General features: G+C 68.5%; 23 protein-coding genes. 4 read left to right on the plus strand and 19 right to left on the minus strand.

From position 1 onward, the window contains the following. Positions 1-490: 490 nt before the first annotated feature. The gene (tyrS, locus tag ACTHNC_RS18070) at positions 491-1,789 is read right to left on the minus strand and encodes a tyrosine--tRNA ligase (RefSeq protein WP_440296019.1); all 1,299 of its coding nucleotides are present in this window, start codon (positions 1,787-1,789) and stop codon (positions 491-493) included. Positions 1,790-1,895: 106 nt separating this feature from the next. Between tyrS and ACTHNC_RS18075 the strand changes: the two genes are divergently transcribed. Both ACTHNC_RS18075 and ACTHNC_RS18080 read left to right on the plus strand, forming a co-directional pair. Continuing rightward, complete coding sequence (locus ACTHNC_RS18075; RefSeq protein ID WP_440296020.1) at positions 1,896-2,513, plus strand: DNA-binding protein; 618 nt, start codon at positions 1,896-1,898, stop codon at positions 2,511-2,513. A gap of 1 nt (position 2,514) precedes the next feature. Continuing rightward, positions 2,515-3,108 carry a hypothetical protein gene (locus ACTHNC_RS18080; RefSeq protein ID WP_440296021.1) on the plus strand — a complete coding sequence of 198 codons (594 nt, stop codon included), beginning with the start codon at positions 2,515-2,517 and terminating at the stop codon, positions 3,106-3,108. An 11-nt stretch (positions 3,109-3,119) separates the two neighbouring features. Here the strand turns inward: ACTHNC_RS18080 and ACTHNC_RS18085 are convergent, their stop codons facing one another. The 10 genes from ACTHNC_RS18085 to ACTHNC_RS18130 all read right to left on the minus strand — a co-directional run bounded on the left by ACTHNC_RS18085 (position 3,120) and on the right by ACTHNC_RS18130 (position 15,069). Next, the gene (locus ACTHNC_RS18085) at positions 3,120-3,749 is read right to left on the minus strand and encodes a DNA-3-methyladenine glycosylase (RefSeq protein ID WP_440296056.1); all 630 of its coding nucleotides are present in this window, start codon (positions 3,747-3,749) and stop codon (positions 3,120-3,122) included. A gap of 133 nt (positions 3,750-3,882) precedes the next feature. Then, entirely contained in the window at positions 3,883-5,328 is a 1,446-nt protein-coding gene (gene argH, locus ACTHNC_RS18090) for an argininosuccinate lyase (RefSeq protein ID WP_440296022.1), read from the minus strand. 33 nt (positions 5,329-5,361) lie between these two features. Beyond that, complete coding sequence (gene argF / locus ACTHNC_RS18095; protein WP_440296023.1) at positions 5,362-6,291, minus strand: ornithine carbamoyltransferase; 930 nt, start codon at positions 6,289-6,291, stop codon at positions 5,362-5,364. Positions 6,292-6,294: 3 nt separating this feature from the next. Continuing rightward, positions 6,295-7,536: an acetylornithine transaminase gene (locus ACTHNC_RS18100; RefSeq protein ID WP_440296024.1), complete on the minus strand. Its 1,242-nt coding sequence runs from the start codon at positions 7,534-7,536 to the stop codon at positions 6,295-6,297. Continuing rightward, entirely contained in the window at positions 7,533-8,447 is a 915-nt protein-coding gene (gene argB, locus ACTHNC_RS18105) for an acetylglutamate kinase (protein ID WP_440296025.1), read from the minus strand. The genes ACTHNC_RS18100 and argB overlap by 4 nt, the downstream gene beginning before the upstream one ends. Beyond that, a complete protein-coding gene (gene argJ / locus ACTHNC_RS18110; protein ID WP_440296026.1) occupies positions 8,447-9,604 on the minus strand; it encodes a bifunctional glutamate N-acetyltransferase/amino-acid acetyltransferase ArgJ in 1,158 nt (385 codons plus the stop codon). Before argJ ends, argB begins: the two co-directional genes overlap by 1 nt. Continuing rightward, positions 9,601-10,644, minus strand: coding sequence for an N-acetyl-gamma-glutamyl-phosphate reductase (gene argC / locus ACTHNC_RS18115; protein WP_440296027.1), 1,044 nt, complete (start codon positions 10,642-10,644; stop codon positions 9,601-9,603). The genes argJ and argC overlap by 4 nt, the downstream gene beginning before the upstream one ends. A gap of 245 nt (positions 10,645-10,889) precedes the next feature. Then, a complete protein-coding gene (pheT, locus tag ACTHNC_RS18120) occupies positions 10,890-13,406 on the minus strand; it encodes a phenylalanine--tRNA ligase subunit beta (RefSeq protein WP_440296028.1) in 2,517 nt (838 codons plus the stop codon). Beyond that, the gene (gene pheS, locus ACTHNC_RS18125) at positions 13,406-14,446 is read right to left on the minus strand and encodes a phenylalanine--tRNA ligase subunit alpha (RefSeq protein WP_440296029.1); all 1,041 of its coding nucleotides are present in this window, start codon (positions 14,444-14,446) and stop codon (positions 13,406-13,408) included. The genes pheT and pheS overlap by 1 nt, the downstream gene beginning before the upstream one ends. Before the next feature lie 11 nt (positions 14,447-14,457). Next, positions 14,458-15,069, minus strand: a complete 612-nt coding sequence (locus tag ACTHNC_RS18130) for a TetR/AcrR family transcriptional regulator (protein ID WP_440296030.1) — start codon at positions 15,067-15,069, stop codon at positions 14,458-14,460. 70 nt (positions 15,070-15,139) lie between these two features. On the opposite strand from ACTHNC_RS18130, the gene ACTHNC_RS18135 reads away from it, so the two are divergent. Continuing rightward, entirely contained in the window at positions 15,140-15,961 is an 822-nt protein-coding gene (locus tag ACTHNC_RS18135; RefSeq protein ID WP_440296031.1) for a class I SAM-dependent methyltransferase, read from the plus strand. Positions 15,962-15,974: 13 nt separating this feature from the next. Here the strand turns inward: ACTHNC_RS18135 and ACTHNC_RS18140 are convergent, their stop codons facing one another. The 4 genes from ACTHNC_RS18140 to infC form a co-directional block, all read right to left on the minus strand. After that, the gene (locus tag ACTHNC_RS18140; protein ID WP_440296032.1) at positions 15,975-16,775 is read right to left on the minus strand and encodes a TrmH family RNA methyltransferase; all 801 of its coding nucleotides are present in this window, start codon (positions 16,773-16,775) and stop codon (positions 15,975-15,977) included. A gap of 228 nt (positions 16,776-17,003) precedes the next feature. Further along, a complete protein-coding gene (gene rplT / locus ACTHNC_RS18145) occupies positions 17,004-17,387 on the minus strand; it encodes a 50S ribosomal protein L20 (protein WP_440296033.1) in 384 nt (127 codons plus the stop codon). Between the two features lie 31 nt (positions 17,388-17,418). Further along, positions 17,419-17,613, minus strand: coding sequence for a 50S ribosomal protein L35 (gene rpmI / locus ACTHNC_RS18150; protein ID WP_440296034.1), 195 nt, complete (start codon positions 17,611-17,613; stop codon positions 17,419-17,421). Continuing rightward, a complete protein-coding gene (infC, locus tag ACTHNC_RS18155; protein ID WP_440296035.1) occupies positions 17,613-18,212 on the minus strand; it encodes a translation initiation factor IF-3 in 600 nt (199 codons plus the stop codon). The genes rpmI and infC overlap by 1 nt, the downstream gene beginning before the upstream one ends. Before the next feature lie 360 nt (positions 18,213-18,572). Between infC and ACTHNC_RS18160 the strand changes: the two genes are divergently transcribed. Beyond that, positions 18,573-18,962, plus strand: coding sequence for a DUF1844 domain-containing protein (locus tag ACTHNC_RS18160; RefSeq protein ID WP_440296036.1), 390 nt, complete (start codon positions 18,573-18,575; stop codon positions 18,960-18,962). A 12-nt stretch (positions 18,963-18,974) separates the two neighbouring features. On the opposite strand, the gene ACTHNC_RS18165 is transcribed toward ACTHNC_RS18160, so the two are convergent. From ACTHNC_RS18165 to hisB, 4 genes are read right to left on the minus strand one after another with little or no spacing between them, the layout of a single operon-like run. Then, a complete protein-coding gene (locus ACTHNC_RS18165) occupies positions 18,975-19,769 on the minus strand; it encodes an SseB family protein (protein WP_440296037.1) in 795 nt (264 codons plus the stop codon). After that, the gene (gene priA / locus ACTHNC_RS18170) at positions 19,756-20,502 is read right to left on the minus strand and encodes a bifunctional 1-(5-phosphoribosyl)-5-((5-phosphoribosylamino)methylideneamino)imidazole-4-carboxamide isomerase/phosphoribosylanthranilate isomerase PriA (RefSeq protein ID WP_440296038.1); all 747 of its coding nucleotides are present in this window, start codon (positions 20,500-20,502) and stop codon (positions 19,756-19,758) included. The genes ACTHNC_RS18165 and priA overlap by 14 nt, the downstream gene beginning before the upstream one ends. Before the next feature lie 54 nt (positions 20,503-20,556). After that, positions 20,557-21,216 carry an imidazole glycerol phosphate synthase subunit HisH gene (gene hisH / locus ACTHNC_RS18175; protein ID WP_440296039.1) on the minus strand — a complete coding sequence of 220 codons (660 nt, stop codon included), beginning with the start codon at positions 21,214-21,216 and terminating at the stop codon, positions 20,557-20,559. Beyond that, positions 21,213-21,815 carry an imidazoleglycerol-phosphate dehydratase HisB gene (hisB, locus tag ACTHNC_RS18180; protein WP_440296040.1) on the minus strand — a complete coding sequence of 201 codons (603 nt, stop codon included), beginning with the start codon at positions 21,813-21,815 and terminating at the stop codon, positions 21,213-21,215. The genes hisH and hisB overlap by 4 nt, the downstream gene beginning before the upstream one ends. Positions 21,816-21,822: the final 7 nt, after the last annotated feature.

A 21,822-nucleotide genomic window follows, 5' to 3' on the forward strand; every position in this document is an offset into this window, starting at 1 on the left:
GAATATCAAACTGACATTCAAAAATATCTAATCCAAAGGAATCCCAACACCAACACCAACCAAAAAAGGCCGATGCCAGTGACGAGGTTAATTGGCATATGACATTGTGCACGCTGTTGAGTTCTCAAGGATCGGACACTCTCGGTTTCAGGTCTCGCGACCCTCTCCCCGAGGCAACTTCACTACCTTACCACCTTCGTTGCGTTTGTCAACTTGACGATCCGCCGGTGTCCGGCGCATAGGACGCGCTGAAACACGTTCGAACCGATCTGACGATCAGCTCTTCGAGGTGGGCTTTTCATCCTACAAGCCAGTGGTTCTCTCCTGCAACAGGAGTAGCTCTTCGGCTGAGGACTGTCCCTCTTGAGGCCGGTTGCTCTGCGAGCTTTCCGCACCTTTGGGCGACAGGTGATTACCTTACGTGGCGCTGGACGGGCGGTGCAAATCGTCGGTGCTTGCCGGGCGTGTCGCCGGCAGGCGCCCACCGAAGTCACTCCACGAAGACGCCAGCGAGGGTCTTCTTGCCTCGCCTGAGCACTGCCACGCCGCTCGGAAGCACGCTGGTCGCGACGGTCGCCGCAGCGTCATCCACTTTCGTGTTGTTCACGTAGACGCCGCCCTGCGCGATCGCCCTCCGCGCTTCCGACAGACTGGAGGTCAGGCCCGTGTCGACCAGCAATTGGGCGATCGGTGCGTGTGGGGCCGTCGTGGTGTTCGGGAGCTCGCGGAGCGCTGCTTCGAGCGTTGCGGCATCCGTCGCCTCGAGATCGCCGTTGCCGAACAGCGCTTCAGCCGCGGAGATGACGGCCTCCGTGGCGGCGGCGCCGTGCACGAGGGTCGTCACCTCTTTGGCGAGCGTGCGCTGCGCCTCCCGCTTGTACGGCTCGTCGGCCACTACTTGTTCCAGCCGCTCGATCTCGTCCCGCGTGAGGAAGGTGAAGACCTTCAGGCGGTCGATGACGTCGGCGTCGAGCGTGTTGAGCCAGAACTGGTAGAAGGCGTACGGGCTCGTCATGGTCGGATCGAGCCAGACCGCGTTCCCCTCGCTCTTGCCGAACTTGGTGCCGTCGCTGTTGGTCACCAGTGGCGTGCCGATCGCGTGCACACTGACACCCTCGACGCGGTGGATGAGATCGGTGCCGCTGGTGAGATTTCCCCACTGGTCGCTTCCACCGGTCTGCAGCACGCAGCCGTACTGCCGGTAAAGCTCCAGGTAGTCGTAGCCCTGCAGGATCTGGTAGCTGAATTCGGTGTAGCTGATGCCGGCATCGGAGTTCAGGCGGGCGGCGACGGCATCCTTCTTGAGCATGGTGCCGACGCGGTAGTGCTTGCCGATGTCGCGGAGGAAGTCGATCGCCGACAACGGTGCCGTCCAGTCCAGGTTGTTCACCAGGCGCACCGCGGTCTCCCCCTCGTCGCTGAGGAATCGCGACACCTGAGCCTGGAGGTAGCCGACCCACTCGGAGACGGTCTCCTTCGTGTTGAGCGTGCGCTCCGCGGAGGGACGCGGGTCTCCGATGAGTCCCGTCGATCCACCGACCAGACCAAGCGGTTTGTGGCCGGCCAACTGGAGTCGGCGCATGACGATGAGCTGTACGAGATTGCCGAGATGGAGGCTCGCAGCCGTCGGGTCGAAGCCGCAGTAGTAGGTGATCGGCCCGGATGCCAGTGCCTCGCGCAGCGCGTCGGCGTCGGTCGAGACGTGGACGTGTCCGCGCCAGACCAGTTCGTCCCAGATGTCGTCGAAACTCGGGTCGTTGCTCTGAGTGGAGAGGACGTCGGCTGGCACGCGACAACAGTAGCAATGCCTGACGGCTTACATCGCCAGAAGTGAATGCTTGAGGCTTAAGTCGTCATCAGTTAGGCTTGAGGCCTTATCTCACACGGGAGGTACCGTGTTCGTCATCACAGCGGATCAGGTGAACAGCCGCACGCGCGCGGATGTCGTCGATGAGACGCGGCGCCGGCTCGAGGAGGCGTTCGGAGACAGACTCGCACTGGCGGTGGACCGCAACGCCGGGGACGAGGTGCAGACGCTGACCGCGGACGCGGTCGCCGCGCTCGGCATCGCGCTCGACCTCACGCGCACCGGCGAGTGGAGCGTGGGGATCGGGTGCGGTCGGGTGCGGGAGCCGTTGCCCGCCGACGCACGAGCGGCGACCGGACCGGCGTTCTTCGCTGCGCGGGACGCCGTGGACGCGGCGAAGAAGCGCACGACCCGGTTCGCACTGCGATCGGGAGCAGCGGCTGAGGAAGAGCGGGCATCCGATGTCGAGGCACTCGTCGAGCTGCTCCTCACCGTGCGTGCCCGGCGGAGCGAGGCGGGGTGGGAGCTCTACGACCTGATGAGCGAGGGGCTCACCCAGCGGGACGCCGCGGCACGGCTGAGCATCAGCGAACCGGCGGTGAGCTCGCGCGCGCGCGCCGCAGGCATCCATCCTGAAGCAGCCGCCGTGCCAGCGCTCACTAGGCTGATGCAGGACCTCGACAGTCGCTCGGTCGAAGGAGAGTGAGATGCCCTTTCCGCTGCTGTACCCGGCCCTGACGATCGTCTACTGGGCATTCGTCATCGTGGTGGTCGGGCTGGGAGTCGCCGCAGCGGCCGTGACGCTGAAGACCCCTCGACGATGGCTGGTGATCGCAGCGGCGGTCGCGATCGTCGTCGGCATGATCGCGGTGGTGCTCCCACACGAGCGCCCGCTGCCGGTCTACAGCGTCGTGCTGGGGCTCGCCGTTCTGGCACTGAGCGTGCTCGGCGGCGGCCCCGCCACGCTCTTCGTGCTCGCCGTCGCGTCGAGAGGAAGCATGCGCGAGGGCAGCCACGGCGGCATCGTCGTCGAACGCAAGGTGCCGGATGGCGAGATCGTGCGCGGCGAGGTGTTGCGCGGCGGCACCGTGATCGGGATCTTCGAGCGGGTCGCGACGACCGCCAGCATCATGGCCGGCTTTCCGGAAGCGGTCGCGGCGATCATCGCCATCAAGAGCGTCGGACGCTTCACCGAACTGGACGTCGCCGAGGTGCGGGAGCGCTTCATCATCGGCACACTGGTGAGCCTCGTATGGGCTGCGGCGTGCGGCGGATTGTTCCGGTTCGCGATCGGGGTCTGAGGTAGCGCCGCTCAGGTGTGGCTCGACGACTTCGCGCGGGGGTGCCGCTTGTACGGCGACACCGTACGGTCGCCCGGAATCCAGAAACGCCAGGGATACAGCGACTCGTCGCCGCCCGGTCCGCTGATTCCCGTGCGTGGCCCGGTCGCGAACGGCGTGACCGGGGCGTCGGGAAGCTCGATGGCGAAGGGCGGCTCGAAGGCGTCAGCCCCGTTCTCGTCAAGTCGGATGCCCGCCGCCACCGTCAGTCGGGCGGGACCACGGGCCAGATCGCGGTGCGGCACCTTCGCCCCGCGACGCTGCAGCGCCAGCTCCTCTCCCCCGACCACCTCCGCGCCGCGCAGCAGCACTCCCGACGCCTCGCCCTCCTGCGAGCAGACCAGGTTGGCGCAGGTGTGCATGCCGTAGGTGAAGTACGCGTACACGTGTCCGGCCGGACCGAACATGACGGCATTGCGCGGCGTCTTGCCGCGGAACGCGTGCGACCCCGGATCCGTTCCATCGCCCAGGTACGCCTCGACCTCGGTCAGCCGCAGCGTCACCGGGCCGTCCTCCGTGACGTGAGTGAGGTGGGCGCCGAGCAGCTCGGGTGCGACCTCGAGCGAGCTGCGTTCGAAGAACGACCTGTCGGGAACGAACATGCCTGCGCTCAACGCCAATGTCTGCGCTAGAAGAGCCGGCCGCCGATGACCAGAGTGGCCACGATCGCGAGGATCACGACCGCTGCGGCGACCACCGCGATCGCCGTCGTCAGCCGCTGCCTGCGCCTTGCCATCACACTCCACCGCCGAAGAGAGAGTCGGAGAGGATGCGCACCCGCTCGGTGAGGTGGGCGCGCTGCTCGGCGACGCGGACCGCCGCGGTTCCCCCGACGCCGTCACGTGAGGCGACGGACCCCTCGACAGTCAGCACCTCGCGCACCTGCGGCGTGAGGAGCGGCGAGATCGCCGCCAGCGTGTCGTCGTCGACCTCGTCGAGCTCCAAGCCGCGCGACTCGGCGTGGGCGACGAGCTTGCCGGTGATCTCGTGGGCATCCCGGAACGGCACGTGCTGCTTGACGAGCCACTCGGCCACGTCGGTGGCCAGCGAGTATCCCTGGGGGGCGAGTTCGCGCATCCGTTCGGTATGGAAACGGAGTGTGGCCACCATTCCGGTGAAGGCCGGCAGCAGCACCTCGAGTGTGTCCACCGAGTCGAACACCGGTTCCTTGTCTTCCTGCACGTCACGGTTGTACGCCAGCGGCAGGCCTTTCAACGTGGCGAGCAGGCCGCTCAGGTTGCCGATCAAGCGGCCCGCCTTGCCGCGAGCGAGCTCCGCGATGTCGGGGTTCTTCTTCTGCGGCATGATCGACGACCCGGTCGAGTACGAGTCGCTGAGCGTGACGAAACCGAATTCCCTCGTGTTCCAGAGGATGATCTCCTCGGCGAAGCGCGAGACATCCACGCCCAGCTGCGCCGTGAGGTAGGCGAACTCGGCGACGAGGTCGCGGGAGGCGGTCCCGTCGATCGAGTTCTCGACGACCGCGGAGAAGCCGAGCTCCGACGCGACCAGCGCGGCGTCGAGCCCGAGCGTGTTGCCGGCGAGGGCGCCGGAGCCGTAGGGGGAGGCATCCGAGCGGATGCGCCAGTCACGGATGCGCTCGAGGTCGCGCACGAGAGGCCAGCAGTGCGCCAGCAGATGATGCGCGAGCAGCACCGGCTGGGCATGCTGGAGGTGCGTGCGTCCCGGCATGATCGCGTCGGGGTTCGCCTCGGCCTGCGAGGCCAGGGCGTCGATCAGGTCGAGCACGAGCCGCGCGAGCCGTTCGGAGTGGTCGCGCAGGAACAGCCGCACGAGTGTGGCGATCTGGTCGTTGCGGCTGCGCCCGGCCCTGAGTTTTCCGCCCAGCTCGGCGCCCGTGCGTTCGACCAGGCCGCGCTCCAGGGCCGAGTGCACGTCTTCGTCGGATGCCTGCGGGCCGAACGCGCCGGAACTCACATCCGCGAGCAACTCGTCGAGGGCATCCGTCATCGCCTCCAGCTCGTCGGCGGAGAGGTATCCGGCAGCGGCCAAAGCCTTCGCGTGCGCCTTCGACCCTGCGATGTCGTATTCCGCCAGGCGCCAGTCGAACTGGGTCGACCGGCTGAGCTCGGTGAGTTCCGGCGAGGGGCCTCCGGCGAATCGTCCGCCCCAGAGCGCCCCGGCCTCCGCCGCCCTGTTGCCGTTCGACTCGTCAGACATCCTTCACACCTCTCGTGCCGTGCACCGCCGCGCTCATGCCGCGTTCTTCTCCAGCAGCCAGACGAGGAGCGCCTTCTGCGCGTGCAGCCGGTTCTCCGCTTCGTCCCAGATGGCGCTCTGCGGGCCGTCGATGACCTCAGGGTCGACCTCGTAGCCGCGGTCTGCGGGAAGGCAGTGCAGGAAGATGGCGTTCGGCTTCGCCAGAGCCATCAGCTCCGGTGTGACCTTGTAGCTCCCCATCGCGGCGATGCGGTGCGCCTTCTCCTCTTCTTTGCCCATCGAGACCCAGGTGTCGGTGACGATGACGTCGGCGCCCGCCGCCGCCTCGAACGGGTCGGTGTAGAGCGTGACCGAGCCGCCTGCGCGGGCCGCGAGCGCGTCCGCGTCGGAGACCACCTCGTCGTGCGGCGCGAACTCCGCGGGCGAGGCCACGCGGATGTTCATGCCGGCGATGGCCCCGGCGAGCAGGTACGACTGCGCCATGTTGCTCGCGCCGTCTCCGAGGAACGTGACGGTCAGGCCCGAGAGCGAGCCGAAGGCATCCCTGATGGTGAGCAGGTCGGCGAGCAGCTGACAGGGGTGGAAGTCGTCGGAGAGAGCGTTGATGACGGGAACGGTCGTGCCCTCCGCCATCTCCTCCAGTCCGGACTGCGCGTACGTGCGCCAGACGATCGCGGACACCATGCGCTCGAGAACTCGTGCCGTGTCGGACGGCGTCTCTTTGCCGCCGAGCTGGCTGTTCGCTGTGCTGATGATGAGCGGGCTGCCGCCGAGGTCGGCGATGCCCACGGCGAACGAGACGCGGGTGCGCGTCGAGGACTTGTCGAAGATGACGGCGACGGTCTGCGGGCCGGCCAGGGGCTTGCGTCCCCAACGGTCGTCGCGGATGCGCACGGCGAGGTCGAGGATCTCGGACTGCTCCTGGGCGGTCAGGTCGTCGTCGCGCAGAAAGTGGCGGGTCACGGTTCAGGCTCCCTGGTGCTGGTGGTCGAGCGAACGCTGGTCGAGTTCGGCCAAGGCGGCTCGGAAGCGCCGGTCGAACTCGGCGACCTCGTCGTCACCGATGATGAGTGGCGGAGCGAGGCGGATGCTCGACTCGTTGGGCGCGTTGACGATCAGCCCGTTGCGCAATGCCGCCGCGGTGAGCTGGTCGGCCACCGGCTCGGTCAGACCGACGCCGATGAGGAGTCCTTCGCCCCTCGTCTCGGCGATGAGCGGGGAACCGATGGCGGCCAGCACCCGGCGCAGCTGCGCACCACGCAGCTTGGCGTTCTCGACGAGGCCTGCACGCTCGATCTCCTCGAGCACCGCGCCTGCGACGGCGGTGGCGAGAGGGTTGCCACCGAACGTGCTGCCGTGCTGTCCACGGGTGAACAACTCGGACGCCTTGCCGAACGTGATGAGGGCCCCGATGGGCACGCCGCCGGCCATCCCCTTCGCGATGGTGATGGCATCCGGAACGATGCCCGCGTGCTGATAGCCGAACCATTCGCCGGTGCGACCGATGCCGGTCTGGATCTCATCGAGGATCAGCAGCGCACCGTGCCGCTGCGTGAGCTCGCGGGCCGCCGCAAGGTATCCGTCGGGCAGATCGATGACGCCGGCCTCGCCCTTGATCGGCTCGACGAAGAGCGCGGCGACGGTGTCGTCCAGAGCGGCGTCCAATGCCTCGAGCGTCGAGTCGATGTGCTCGACGCCGGGAACCATCGGCTCGAAGGGCTCGCGCATGTGGGGCTTGCCGGTGAGTGCGAGAGAGCCCATCGTTCTGCCGTGGAAGCCGTTCTTCAGGGCGAGGATGCGCGTGCGGGAGCCGGCGGAATTGAGGCGGGCAAGCTTGAAGGCCGCCTCGTTGGCCTCGGTTCCGGAGTTGCAGAAGTAGACGCGGCCGTACGTGCCCGCTCCCGTGATGCGTAGCAACCGCTCGGCCAGGGCGACCTGCGGCGGCGTGGCGAAGTAGTTGGAGACGTGGACGAGCTTGGCGGCCTGGGTGGAGAGCGCGTCGAGCAGCACGGGATGCGCGTGGCCGAGGGCGTTCACCGCGATGCCGGCGAGGAAGTCGAGATACTCCTTGCCGTCGACATCCCACACGTAGGCACCCCGACCGTGGTCGAGCATCACGGCGGGCACCGCGAGCGAGCCCATCATCACCTCGCTGAAGGTCTCGTGCCAGTGCTGTCCCGTCGAGACCGGGCTCGTTGTGGCCGTCACGCGGTCACCTCCGTTCCGCTGCCGCTCGTGGTGAAGAGTTCGAAGAGGAGCGAGTGCTCGTCTCGGCCGTCGATGACAGCAGCCTTCGGCACGCCGCCCTCGACGGCGTGCAGGCAGGCGGTCATCTTCGGGATCATTCCGGCGTCGAGCGACGGCAGCAGTTCGCGCAGTTCGACGGGGGTGATGGTGGAGATCAGCGAGTCGCGGTCCGGCCAGTCCCGGTAGAGGCCGGGAACGTTGGTGAGGATGACGAGCTTCGCGGCGCCGAGCGCTATGGCCAGGGCTGCGGCCGCGGCATCCGCGTTCACGTTGAGCGTGCGCCCAGGCACGTCCGCGTCGAGCGCGATGGACGAGACGACGGGCACGCGGCCCGCGTGCAGTTCGGCCAGCACTCCCTCGGGGTTGACGCCGATGACGTCGCCCACGAGTCCGAGATCGACGGGCTCGTCGTCGATGAGCTCTGTGCGCACCCGGCCCTCGAACAGTCGAGCGTCTTCCCCCGACATTCCTGAGGCGAGCGCACCGTGCCGGTTGATGTGGCCGACGATGTCGCGGCTGATCTGGCCGGTGAGCACCATGCGGACGACGTCCATGGTCTCCGGAGTGGTCACCCGGTAACCGCCGCGGAACTCGCTGACGATGCCGAGCCGGTCGAGCATGGCGGAGATCTGGGGCCCGCCACCGTGGACCACGACCGGACGGATGCCGGCATAGCGCAGGAACGCGATGTCGTCGGCGAACGCGCGCACGAGCCGATCGTCCACCATGGCGTTGCCGCCGAACTTGATGACGATGGTCTCGCCGTGGAAGGCCTTCAGCCAGGGCAGCGCCTCGATGAGGACCGCCGCCTTGGTGCTGTGGTGCGCGATGAGCGGCAGGGGCTGGGGTTCGGTGTTCGCGGGATCGGTCATCAGCTGGAGTAGGCGCTGTTCTCGTGCACGTAGTCGTGGGTGAGGTCGTTGGTGAGAATGGTGGCCGAGACGTCCCCTGCGTGCAGGTCGATCACGACAGAGGTGGCGCGGGGGCTGAGGTCGACGAGATCTCGCGGCTGGTCGGGCTCTCCCGCCGTGCAGACCTGGATGCCATTGATCTTCACGTCGATGCCGTACGGGTCGAACTGCGCGTCGGTGGTTCCGACTGCGGCGAGCACCCTGCCCCAGTTCGGGTCCTGGCCGAAGATAGCGGCCTTGAACAGGTTGCTGCGGGAGACGGCCCGGGCGACCTTCACAGCGTCGTCGTCGGTGGCTGCGTGCACCACCTCGATGGCGATGTCGTGCGACGCGCCCTCTGCGTCGCCCTGCAGCTGCAACGCGAGGTCATGGCAGAGGTCGGTGAGTGCGAGCGCGAACTCGTCGGCGGTCGGGGTGGCTCCCGACGCTCCCGAAGCCATCAGGACGACGGTGTCGTTCGTGGACATGCATCCGTCGGAGTCGAGCCGGTCGAATGTCACGCGGGTGGCGGCGCGGAGGGATGCGTCGAGCACGTCCGAGTCCAGGGCGGCGTCCGTGGTGATCACGACGAGCATGGTGGCCAGCCCCGGTGCAAGCATCCCCGCGCCCTTCGCCATGCCACCGATCGACCAGCCGCCCCCGGCCACGACGGCCTGCTTCGGATGCGTGTCGGTCGTCATGATGGCCTGCGCGGCGGCGAGGCCCCCGGCTTCGCCCTCGTCCATGGACGCTGCAGCGGCGGCGACGCCCTCCGTCACGGCCGTGCGGTTCAGCTGATCGCCGATGAGCCCGGTGGAGCAGACCACCACGTCACCGGCGGAGACGCCCAGGTTCTCCGCGACCGCTTCGGCCGTGGCGTGCGAGGTCTGGAATCCTTCCGCTCCGGTGTAGCAGTTGGCCCCGCCCGAGTTGAGCACGACGGCGGAGACGACGCCGTCGGCGGCCGCGCGTTCGCTCCACAGCACCGGATTGGCCTTGCAGCGGTTGGACGTGAACACCGCGGCCGCGTTCTGCAGTGGGCCCAGATTGCGCACCAGCGCCAGGTCGAGCGCACCGCTCGTCTTCAGTCCGGCGGCGACGCCCGTGGCGGCGAATCCTGCGGGTGCCGTGATGCTCACGGGGCGACTCCGTTCACGCTGAGGCCGGTGGTCTCCGGCAGGCCTAGCGCGATGTTCGCGCACTGGATGGCGGCGCCCGCCGTGCCCTTCGCGAGGTTGTCGACGGCGACGATGGCGACCACGCGATTCGCAGCGGAATCCACGGCGATGCCGATGAGCGCCGTGTTGGCGCCCAGCACGTCGGAGGTACGCGGGAACTTGCCGGCAGGAAGCACCTGAACGAACGGCTCCCCTCCGTACGCGTCGTTCCAGGCCGCGCGCACCTCGTCGACGGAGACGCCTGGCCTCAGCGGCGCCGAGACCGTGGCCAGGATGCCCCGCGCCATGGGCACGAGCACCGGCGTGAACGAGATGGCAGGGTTCGCTGCCCCCGCAAGGCGGAGGTTCTGCAGGATCTCTGGGATGTGGCGGTGCGTTCCCCCGACGCCGTAGGGGACGGCGTTGCCGAGCAGCTCGGAGGCGAGGTAGGTGGTCTTGAGACTCTTGCCCGCACCGCTCGGACCGACGGCGAGCACGGCCACGATCCCGGTCTCGTCGATGATCCCGGCGCCCACTCCGGGAGCGATGGCCAGCGACACCGAGCTCGCGTTGCAGCCGGGCGCTGCGATGCGCTTCACGCCGGCGAGGGCATCCCGTTGCTTGCCGTCGACGGTCGGAAGCTCTGGCACGCCGTACGGCCAGGCGCCCGCGTAGTCGCCTCCGTAGAACGCGTTCCAGTCCGCCTCGGACGTCAGCCGGTGATCGGCTCCGCAGTCCACGACGAGCACGTCGTCTCCGAGCTGGGCACTGATCGCGCCGGATGCGCCGTGCGGAAGGGCGAGGAAGACGACGTCGTGACCTGCGAGGGTCGCGGCATCCGTCTCCTGCAACGTGAGATGGGCGAGGGAACGCAGATGCGGCTGGTGATCGATCAGCGGTGACCCGGCGTTCGAGCCTGCTGTCACGGTGCGGATGTCGAACGAGGGATGATCGGCCAGGATGCGGAGGAGCTCTCCCCCCGCGTAGCCCGAGGCGCCGGCGACGGCAACCGAATAGGACATGTCTCTACCTTAAGAGTGGACGGACGATGGTCGGCACGGCGACGCCCACGGCGGGTCCGCGCTGAAGCGCGGGCACGTACGCGTCGCCTAGCCTCGGCGCGCGTCCGGACGTCGGCGCAGGGCACGGGTCGAGAAGACCTGTGCGATCGCGGTGCGCCGAACGTGAGACATGCGTGTCAGCATAGCGGGCATCCGACGGTCTCACCGAATCCGCAGGCTCTGGCCGGTCGTCACGTTCGGTAGGGCTACTCCCTGACGCTTGCACCGAAGCGCTCACCCGCGGCGCGAGCGCCGGCCAGCTTGGCCTCGCTCGCCTCGGCCGCCGTGAGCGTGCGATCGGAGGCGCGGAAGCGGAGCGCGAAGGTGAGGCTCTTCGTGCCCTCCGGCAGGCCCCGTCCGCGATAGTCGTCAACGACGTGCGCACTCTCGAGGAGCTCGCCCGCTCCGTCGATCACGGCGGCCAGCACATCGGCCGCGGGGACCGCGGCGTCGACGACCAGGGACAGGTCCTGGGTAGCGGCCGGGAACGTCGAAATGGGCGTCACCTCGATGTTGCGGCCTGCCGCAGCGAGCATCCGGTCGAGGTTCAGCTCGAGCACCGCGACCACACGCGGCAGGTCGGCGTCTTCGGCCACTTGCGGCAGCAGCTCGCCGGCGCACCCGATGGGTTCGCCGTCGAGAAGGACCTCTGCGGTGCGTCCCGGGTGGAGCGCCTTGTGGGAGCCCTGGCGCACGGCCAGCGGCACGCCGAGCGCGGTCTGCAACGTGCGCACGGCTGCGAGAGCGTCCGCGATGCCGGCGGCGACGGGAGCAAGGCCGGGCTGCTTCGGCGTCGACTCCCCCGTGAAGAGCGCCGCGACCATGCGTGGCTGCGCCGGGATGCCCTCCTCGAGTTGTTCGAGCACGCTGGGCTCCGGCAGCGCGGCGCCGAGGGGTAGCTCCGCCGTTCCGCGCACCGGCCCGTCCGGCCGGAACACCAGACCGATCTCGAACAGGGCGAGATCCGTCAGACCGCGGGAGAGGTTGCGCCTGGCGGTCTCGACCAGTCCGGGTAGCAGGGATGCGCGCATGAACGGCACGGAGGCATCCAGAGCGTTCGCCAGCCGGACCGAAGGCACCGGCTCGTCGCCCGCAGTTCCGTACAGATCGTTCTGAGCCTGCGTGACGAACGGGTAGACGAGCACCTCGGTGAGGCCGCTTCCGGCGAGCGCCGTGGCAGCCTGCCTTCGCAGGTGCTGGCCACGAGTCAAGCCGCGACCGGGCGGGGCGACGGGAAGCACCGAAGGGATGCGGTCGTAGCCGACGATGCGGGCGACCTCCTCGGCCAGGTCGGCCTCGTCGTTCAGGTCGGGACGCCAGCTCGGCGGGGTGACGATCAGTCCGCCCTCCGTCTGCTCGATGGCGCCGCCGATCTCGGCGAGCGCCGTCCGCACCTCCTCATCGGTGAACTCGACGCCGACGAGCGCGCTGACGAAGCCGTGCCTGAGCATGATCGGCTCGCGCAGCTCCACGGTGCGCTTGGTCGACCCCAGACCGTCCGCTTGGCCGCCGCCGAGTTGCTCGAGCAGCTGCACGACGCGAGCGGCAGCGACCCTCGCCACGTCGGGGTCGACGCCCCGCTCGAACCGGCGGGATGCCTCGCTCGGCAGCTTGTGCCTGCGAGCGCTTCTGGCGACCGTGACGGGGTCGAAGTTCGCGGCCTCCACCAGCACGTCGGTGGTCGCGTCGCTCACCTCGGTGTTCGCGCCGCCCATGACGCCCGCGAGTCCGATCGGGCCGGAGTCGTCGGTGATGAGCAGGTCTTCCGGGTCGAGCTTTCGAGTCTGCCCGTCGAGTGTCTCGATGCGCTCCCCCGGCTTCGCGCGTCGCACCGTGATGCCGCCGGTGAGCTTGGCCAGGTCGTATGCGTGCGTCGGCTGGCCGAGCTCCACCATCACGTAGTTCGTGATGTCGACGATGAGCGAGACGGAGCGGATGCCGGCGAGCACCAGCCGCGCGATCATCCACGCCGGCGTCGGAGCCGACGGGTCGATGCCGCGCACCACCCTGGTGACGAAGACGCTGGCACCGACGCGACCGCGGATCGGTGCCTCGTCGTCGATCGTGACACGGAAGCCGTCTGCATCCACCGGTTCGACGGCGTGCGCCGGGTCGCGGAAGGCCGCGCCCGTGGAGTGGGAGTACTCGCGGGCGATGCCTCGGATGGAGAGCGCGTATCCGCGGTCGGGCGTGACGTTCACCTCGACGGACGTGTCGTCCAGGCCGAGCAGCGCGATGGCGTCCGTGCCGACGGGCGCGTCGATGCCGAGCTCCACTAGCCGCAGGATGCCACTGTGCTCATCGCCGAGGCCCAGCTCCCGAGCGGAGGCGATCATTCCGTCGGAGACGTGACCGTAGGTCTTGCGCGCCGCGATCGGGAACGGGCCGGGCAGCACCGAACCGGGGAGCGTCACCACGACCTTGTCGCCGACGAAGAAGTTGCGGGCGCCGCAGACGATGCCGTGCACGGCCTCGCCGCCGTCGGCCGCTTGTTCGCCCTCGGGCGCCACGCGCACTTGGCACCAGCGGATCGTCTTGCCGTTGCTCTGCGGCTCCTCGACGAACTCGAGCACCTCGCCGACCACGACCGGTCCGGAGATGTCGAATCGATGGATGTCCTCCTCTTCGAGCCCGACCTTGACGAGCGCGGCGTGGACGTCCTCCGGCGTCGAGCCGGGGATGACGTCGACGTACTCGGCGAGCCAACTCAAGGGGATGCGCATCAGACCACCATTCCGAACTGCTGTGAGAAGCGGATGTCTCCCTCGACCATGTCGCGCATGTCACTGAGTCCGTTGCGGAATTGCAGCGTGCGCTCGATGCCCATGCCGAAGGCGAAGCCGCTGTAGACATCCGGATCGATGCCCGCCGAGCGCAGTACGTTGCGGTTCACCATGCCGCAGCCGCCCCATTCGATCCAGCGCGCGCCGCCCTTCGCGCCCGGATGCCAGACATCCATCTCGGCGCTCGGCTCCGTGAACGGGAAGTAGTTAGGACGCAGGCGGATCCTCGCTTCCTCGCCGAACATCGCCCGTGCGAAGTGCTCGAGCGTGCCGCGAAGGTGCGCCATCGTGAGCCCCTTGTCGACGGCGATGCCTTCGATTTGGCTGAACACGGGGGTGTGCGTCGCGTCGAGCTCGTCGGTGCGGTAGACACGGCCGGGCGCGACCACGTAGACCGGCAGCTCGCGCTCCAGCAGCGCGCGCACCTGAACGGGAGAGGTGTGCGTGCGCAGCACGAGATGCGCCTCGGGAGGCTCGACGAAGAACGTGTCCTGCAGGGCGCGTGCCGGGTGATCGGCGTCGAAGTTGAGCGCGTCGAAGTTGAACCACTCGCTCTCCAGCTCCGGCCCTTCCGCGACCTCCCAGCCCATGCCGACGAAGATGTCGGCGATGCGCTCCTGCAGCAGGGAGAGCGGATGCCTCGCCCCGGCGCGACCCGTAAGTGCCACCTCGGTGACGTCCAGTGCTTCCTGGGCCAGCCGCTTCTGATTCTCCGCCTCGGCGAGCACCGTCTCCTTGGCCGCGAACGCCTGGTTCACGCGACCCCTGGCCTGTCCGACGAGTTTGCCGAGCTCGGCCTTCTGGTCAGCGGGAACGTCACGGAGCCCGGCGTTGAGCCTGGCGAGCGTCGAATGCTCGCCCGCGTGCGCCGCGCGGGCGGCCTTGAGCTCCGCGACATCGGAGGAGGCGTCGACCGCGGCCAGGGCCGCCTCGACCGCCGATCGCACCGCGGGTTCGGTGATCTGGATGGGTTCTGGCACGAAGATCAAGTCTACGCAGGGCCCGGAGCCGGAAATCCCGGCTCGACGCCCACGACGATCGAGGCGACGACCTCGTCGACGGCCTCCTGCGACGGGGCGGCACCGACCTCTCCGAAGAGCAGGTGACCCGAACCCATCAGTGCGAGTGCGAGCGTGCGCGGGTCGGCGGACGGCACCAGACGCCCGTGATCGCGCTCGGCCGCGAGGTAGGCGGTGAGGATGTTCGTCGCCTGGCCGAGATACGACAGCGGGTGGTCTCCGGATGCCCGAAGCCTGGCGCGCACCGCATCCCTGGTGATGACGATGCGGATGGTCGCGAGCCCGAGCGAATCGAAGACGCGCGCCAAGGCGTCGCGCAGGTTGGCCACCACGCTCGATGCTCCGGCAACGGTGTTCAGCTCGTCGCCGAGATCACGAAGTCGCACCGTCTTCTGAACCACCCACTCCGCCAGAAATGTGTCGAAGTCCGGGAAGTGCCGGTGCAGCACACCCTTCGCCACCCCCAGCTCCTCGGTCACCGCGCGGCTGGTCAGAGCGCTCGCGCCGTCCCGGAGCACGACCCGGTCCGCGGCGTCGAAGAGACGCGCGCGGGCGTCCTGCAGGGCGACTCCGGTGGGCGGCACGCGCGCTCCTCTCGTTCGCTCAGCGCGATCAGGCTCCACGAGTGACCGCTTGCCCACTTAGAGTGGGCGCATGGTCACTCTACCCGAGCGCTTCACGGCAGCCGACTCGCACAGAGCCCGCGACATGGCAGAGTCCTTCGGCGAGCACGCCGCGGCCTACGACCGCGCCCGACCGCACTACCCCGGCGAGCTGGTGGACCGCATCCTCGCCGAGACGCGTGCGGGGTCGCGCGAGCCCGACGTGCTCGATGTCGGCATCGGCACGGGCATCTCCGCTCTGCCGTTCCGGGAACGAGGCGCTCACGTCATCGGTGTCGACGTGGATGACCGCATGGCCGAGTTCGCCCGGTCGCGCGGCTTCGAGGTCGAGGTGGCGAGGTTCGAGGAGTGGGACGCGGCGGCCCGCGACTTCGACCTCGTGATCGCCGGGCAGACCTGGCACTGGATCGAGCCCGTCGCCGGAGCAGCCAAGGCGGCGGGCATCCTGCGGCGCGGCGGACGGCTCGCGGTGTTCTGGAACGTGATGCAGTTTCCGCCGGAGCTCGGGGCCGCATTCGACGCCGCCCTCGCACGCCGGCTGCCCGGGACGCCGTTCGCACGGGGCATCTCGGCGGGACTGAACGGATACGAGTCGCAGCTGGACAAGGCGAGTGCGGGCATCCGCGAGTCCGGAGCGTTCGGCGACGTCGACCGGTGGCGGTTCGACTGGCGCCGGGAGTACAGCCGAGACGAATGGCTGGACGGGCTGCCGACCTCTGGCGGCTTCAACCGGCTGCCCGCGGACCGGCTCGAGCCGCTCCTCGACGAGATCGGCCGGGCGATCGACGACGTCGGCGGGTCGTTCACCATGGACTACGCCGCCATGGTGGTCACCGCGCTGCGCAACGCCTGAGCGCGCCCGCTCGTCAGGATCGCTGCGCGAACGCCGACTCGTACAGGCACACCGAAGCCGCCGTCGCCAGGTTCATCGACTCCGCGTGTCCGTAGATGGGCACCGTGATGACGCGATCCACGAGGGCGACCGCGTCATCGGAGAGCCCGTGCGCCTCGTTGCCGAACACCCACGCCGTCGGCTCGGCGAGTTCGCCGCTCACGCGTGCGACGAGAAGGTCGTCGCCTGCCATATCGGCCGCCAGCACCCGAAGACCCGCCGCCTTGGCGCGCGTGAGCACGCCCTCGATCGTGGCACCGACAGCGACGGGCACATGGAAGATCGAACCCGTCGTGGAGCGGACGACCTTCGGGTTGTAGAGGTCGACGGTGTGACCGGAGAACACGACGGCGTCCGCTCCCGCCGAGTCCGCTGCACGGATGATCGTGCCCGCGTTCCCGGGGTCGCGCACCTCCTCGAGCACCGCGATGAGCCGGGGCGACGCGTCGAAGACCGCGTCGAGCGACACCGGGAACTGTCGGCACACCGCGACGAACCCCTGCGGCGTGACGGTGTCGGCCATCGCGTCGAGCACGTGCTCTGCGACCAGCTCGGTGCGCACCTCCGCCTCCCGTGCAAGGGCGACGACATCATCATGCTTGCGCAGCGCATGCTCCGTGACGAACAGCTCGACAACGAGGTCCGGACGCCACGCGAGCGCCTCCCGCGCCGCCTGGGGACCCTCCAGCAAGAAGGTCCCTGTGTCGGCACGCGCCGACTTCTTCGCGAGCTTGGCGACGGCACGGACCCTTGGGGACCGAGGGTTGTCGAGCACGCGCTCAGCCTAGCTGGTGACTGGGTTCGCTTCGCGGCAGCGGCGGACGTCACTTTCCGGGGACATGCCCGAGCCGCGCTTCGCGCGGCTCCCGCCAGACCCGATGCCAGCCCCCGGAAAGTGACGTCCGTCGCTGCCGCGCGTTTCAGAGGCGTCGCACGTGCTCTTTGGGTATGAGAAATGCGGAACGGCCCGGCTCCTGAAGGAGCCGGGCCGTGCTGTGTTGTTTTAGGCGGCGTTGGGGGCCGACGTGTCGGCGGGGAGCGCCTTCTTGGCGGTCTCGACCAGGGCCGCGAAGGTCGCGGGCTCGTTCACGGCCAACTCGGCCAGGATGCGACGGTCCACCTCGACACCGGCCAGGTTCAGGCCCTGGATGAACCGGTTGTAGGTGAGGCCGTTCTGACGGCTCGCGGCGTTGATGCGCTGGATCCACAGACGACGGAAGTCTCCCTTGCGGGCACGACGGTCACGGTAGCTGTAGACCAGCGAGTGGGTGACCTGCTCCTTGGCCTTGCGGTAGAGGCGCGACCGCTGGCCGCGGTAGCCCTCGGCGCGCTCGAGGATGACCCGACGCTTCTTGTGGGCGTTGACGGCCCTCTTCACTCTTGCCATTGTTCGTAATTCCTTTACGCGTCGTGTCGGCTTACTTGCCGAGGAGCTTCTTGGCGACCTTGGCGTCGACGTTCGGAAGCACCTGATCCTGGTTCAGACGGCGCGTACGACGGCTCGTCTTGAGCTCCAGGTGGTGGCGCATGCCGGCCTGCTGCTTCATCACCTTGCCGCTGCCGGTGAGCTTGAAACGCTTCTTGGCCCCGGAGTGGGTCTTCTGCTTGGGCATTATTTCTCCTCATCGGTGGCGGATTCGGTCTCCGCCTCGGTGGCCGTCTCGCCGGATCGTTGCTGCTGGGAGCGCGCCCGGTTGGCGGCACGTTGTGCGTTGGCCTCGGCCTTGGCCTCTGACTTGTTCTTCAAGGGGCCGATGACCATGACCATGTTGCGACCGTCGATGGTCGGGGTCGATTCCACGGAACCGAACTCCGCGACATCCTCGGCGAATCGCTGCAGCAAGCGCACGCCCTGCTCGGGTCGGGACTGCTCACGCCCGCGGAACAGGATCATGGCCTTGACCTTGTCGCCGGACTTGAGGAATCCCTCGGCGCGCTTGCGCTTCGTCTCGTAGTCGTGTTTGTCGATCTTGAGGCGGAACCGCACCTCTTTCAGCACGGTGTTCGCCTGGTTGCGCCTGGCCTCTTTGGCCTTCTGCGCAGCCTCGTACTTGAACTTGCCGTAATCCATGATCTTGGCCACGGGAGGCTTCGAGTTCGGAGCCACCTCGACGAGGTCCATGTCTGCTTCCTGCGCGAGACGGATGGCGACCTCGATCTTGACGACGCCGATCTGCTCTCCGCCTGGGCCGACGAGGCGGACCTCTGGCACGCGGATACGGTCATTGGTACGGGGATCGCTGATGCGTGTCTCCTCTGATCGAACATTGCTGTGAACGGCACCTGCGGCGGCGCCGTAGGTGGTCGGCAGAGGTCTCACACACGTGCGATCCGTGCTCGCGCACGGCCGCGCATCCCGCACCCTTTTCGTCAGCCTCAACGACTTTCGTCGCGTGAAGCGGAGTGCGTAACGACCCGGTAACCTGATGAAGCGGTCATCGCGGGTGGGAGAGTCTCCACTTTTCCTCTCGGGGCATCATGCTCCGAAAGCCCGACACAGCTTAGCAGACGCCCGGGTCACAAGCCGAATCGGCCGCCACGCTCACACCCGTCGATTCGCCGCGGAGGCCTCATGTCCGATCAGCACGTCCACCGATTCGACTCAGGCGACGACGTGCTGCAGGCCGAAGCCGCAGCACTCGCTGAGGCCACACGGGACATCGCGGATGTGCCGGCCGTCGAAGTGATCACGACCACTGCTGTGCACCTGATGAGCGCTGCGGCCGTGAAGTGCGGACTGGCGGATGACCCGGATGCTCAGACGGATCTGGACGAGGCTCGCAAACTCATCGACGCTCTGGCCGGTCTGGTCACGGCCAGCGCGCAGCACATCGGCGACCAGCACGCGCGCAGCCTGCGCGACGGGCTACGCAGTCTGCAGCTCGCGTTCCGCGAGGCATCCGTCATCCCGGATGCACCGGGCTCGGGACCCGGCGAGAAGTACACCGGCCCCGTGAACTGAGCCGCGCTACCGTCAGGCGACTGAGCGCAGGCGAAGCGTCATCGAGTCGACGCGATCGGCGATGAGCGCGGACGCGGCCCAAGCGGAGGTGACGCGCGCCACGACGGCATCCAGCGCACCCCGGTCGAGGCCGGGACGCAGTGCGAGGACCACCTCGACCTCCGGGCCGTGCAGGCGGGCGGTCGGGTCTCCGGCCGAGAGGTTCACCGCCTGTACCGCTTGCTCGTTCAGGGATGCCTGCGTGAACGCGACGAGCACGGCATCGTCCTGCCACGGCGGCGTCCACGGCTCCCCCGTGGCCAGTGCCTTCACGGCGGGGCGACGGAGCACGAACTCGGTGGGAGTCGTCGGGTCGATCACCACGAGCTCCGTCTGCTCGCTCGCCGCAGCCAGCGCGACCCGGGGGCCCGCGGCAGGGACCGGGCGCGCCAGCGTGTTCCAGGCCGACATGGTCCGCACCGAGGAGAAGGCGGGCAGCACGGCTCGGCCATCCGGTGCCCGCACGGTGGCGATGGACAGCTCCTGCGTCTTGTCGACGAGGTGTCCGTCCGGGGTCTCCCCGACCTCGCCCGCGTGAGCGAGAAGAGGCACGAGCAGGCGCGCAGCGCGGACCGCCTCGACGACGGCCGTCTCGCCGGCGGTCCCTTGCGCGAACCCGGTCAGAGCGGCGAGCAGACCAGGATCCGCCGAACCGTCATCCGTCGACGCAGGGCCCTGGTCGAAGGAGCGCCCCTCCCAGGGCAGGCCGGCCGAGTCCGCTCGGTCCGTCGAGCCGAAGAGGTGGCGGGAGCGCTCAGCGTCCGGCAACGTCCAGCGCCTCCGGGAGCGTGAAAGCGCCGGAGTAGAGCGCCTTGCCGATGATCGCGCCCTCCACACCGAGTGGCACGAGCTCGCGGAGGGCGATGATGTCGTCGAGGCTGGAGACGCCGCCCGACGCGACCACCGGACGGTCGGTGCGCTCCGTGACCTGGCGCAGCAGCTCGAGGTTGGGGCCGCGCAGGGTGCCGTCCTTCGTGACGTCCGTGACGACATAGCGGGCGCATCCTGCGTCTTCGAGCTGTGCGAGCACCTCCCACAGGTCGCCGCCGTCCTGCGTCCAGCCGCGTGCGGCGAGAGTCGTTCCGCGAACGTCGAGGCCGACGGCGATCGCCTCGCCATATCGCGAGATCACATCGGATGCCCACTGCGGGTTCTCCAGCGCCGCCGTGCCGAGGTTCACACGCCTCGCGCCGAGCTCGAGCGCGTGCTCCAGCGATGCGTCGTCACGAATGCCGCCGGAAAGCTCGATCTTCACGTCGCGTCTGGATCGCATCACGGCCTTGAGCACGTCCCGGTTGTGGCCGCGGCCGAACGCCGCGTCGAGGTCGACCAGGTGGATCCACTCGGCGCCCTGCTCGACCCACTCCTGCGCGGCGTCGACCGGATCGCCGTAGCTGGTCTCACTTCCCGCCTCGCCCTGCGTCAGGCGCACCGCCTTGCCGTCGGCGATGTCGACAGCGGGGAGGAGAACGAGTTCGGGGGTGTCGCTGATGGGGCTCATGAAGTGGCTGTGCTCTTTCGGTGACGATGACGGAAGGCGGTCGGATGCCGTGAGTCAGGCGGCCAGTACGGGCAGGCTCCGCACCCAGTTGCTCAAGAGTCGCATGCCGGCCTGACCCGACTTCTCCGGGTGGAACTGGGTGGCCGACAGGGGGCCGTTCTCGATGGCGGCGAGGAATCGGCTGCCGTGGTCGGCCCAGGTGAGCTTCGCGGCGGCGAACGGGCCCGACGGCTCTAGCTCCCAGCGCTGGGCAGCGTAGGAGTGCACGAAGTAGAAGCGCTCGTCGCGCACGCCGTCGAAGAGCACGGAGTCGGCGGGAGCATCCACAGTGTTCCAGCCCATGTGAGGCAGAACGTCGGACTCCAACCGCTCGACGGTCCCGGGCCACTCGCCGAGACCCTCCGCATCGTGACCGTGCTCGACGCCGTGCTCGAACAGCACCTGCATGCCCACGCAGATGCCGAGCACTGGACGTCCGCCGGCCAGGCGCCGGTCGATGATCTCGGCGCCGTGCACCGCCTTCAGCTGATCGACGACCGCCTTGAAGGCGCCGACGCCCGGTACCACCAGCCCGTCGGCATCCATCGCGGCCTGCCGGTCACTGGTCAGCGTCACGTGTGCCCCGACGGCCTCGAGCGCCTTGGCCGCCGAGTGAACGTTGCCGGAGCCGTAGTCGAGCACGACGACGGAGGGACCTCCGCCCGCATTCGTCACAACGCGCCCTTGGTCGACGGGATGCCCTGCACGAGCGGGTCGAGCGCCTTCGCCTGCCGGAACGCGCGCGCGAACGCCTTGAACTCCGCCTCAGCGATGTGGTGCGGGTCGCGGCCCGACAGCACGCGAACGTGCACCGTCAGTGCGGCGTTGAACGCGATGGCCTCGAAGACGTGCCGCACCATCGACCCGGTGAAGTGGCCGCCGATCAGGTGGTGCTCGAAGCCGTCCGGCTCGCCCGTGTGCACCAGATAAGGACGGCCCGAGACGTCGACGACCGCCTGCACGAGTGCCTCGTCGAGCGGTACGGTGGCGTCGCCGTAGCGGGAGATGCCGGACTTGTCGCCAAGGGCATCCCTGATCGCGAGACCGAGCACGATTCCGACGTCTTCTACCGTGTGGTGCACGTCGATCTCGATGTCGCCCTTCGCTCGCACCGTCAGATCGGTGAGCGAGTGCTTGGCGAACGCGGTGAGCAGGTGATCGTAGAACGGTACCGTGGTGTGCACGCTACTGCTGCCCGTGCCGTCCAGATCGAGCGACAGCTCGATGCTCGACTCGCTGGTCTCGCGGCGGATGCTCGCGGTGCGGCTGGTCATGCCGTCA

Origin of the sequence: Humibacter sp., assembly GCF_051954055.1 — a bacterium.
Lineage (GTDB): Bacteria > Actinomycetota > Actinomycetes > Actinomycetales > Microbacteriaceae > Humibacter.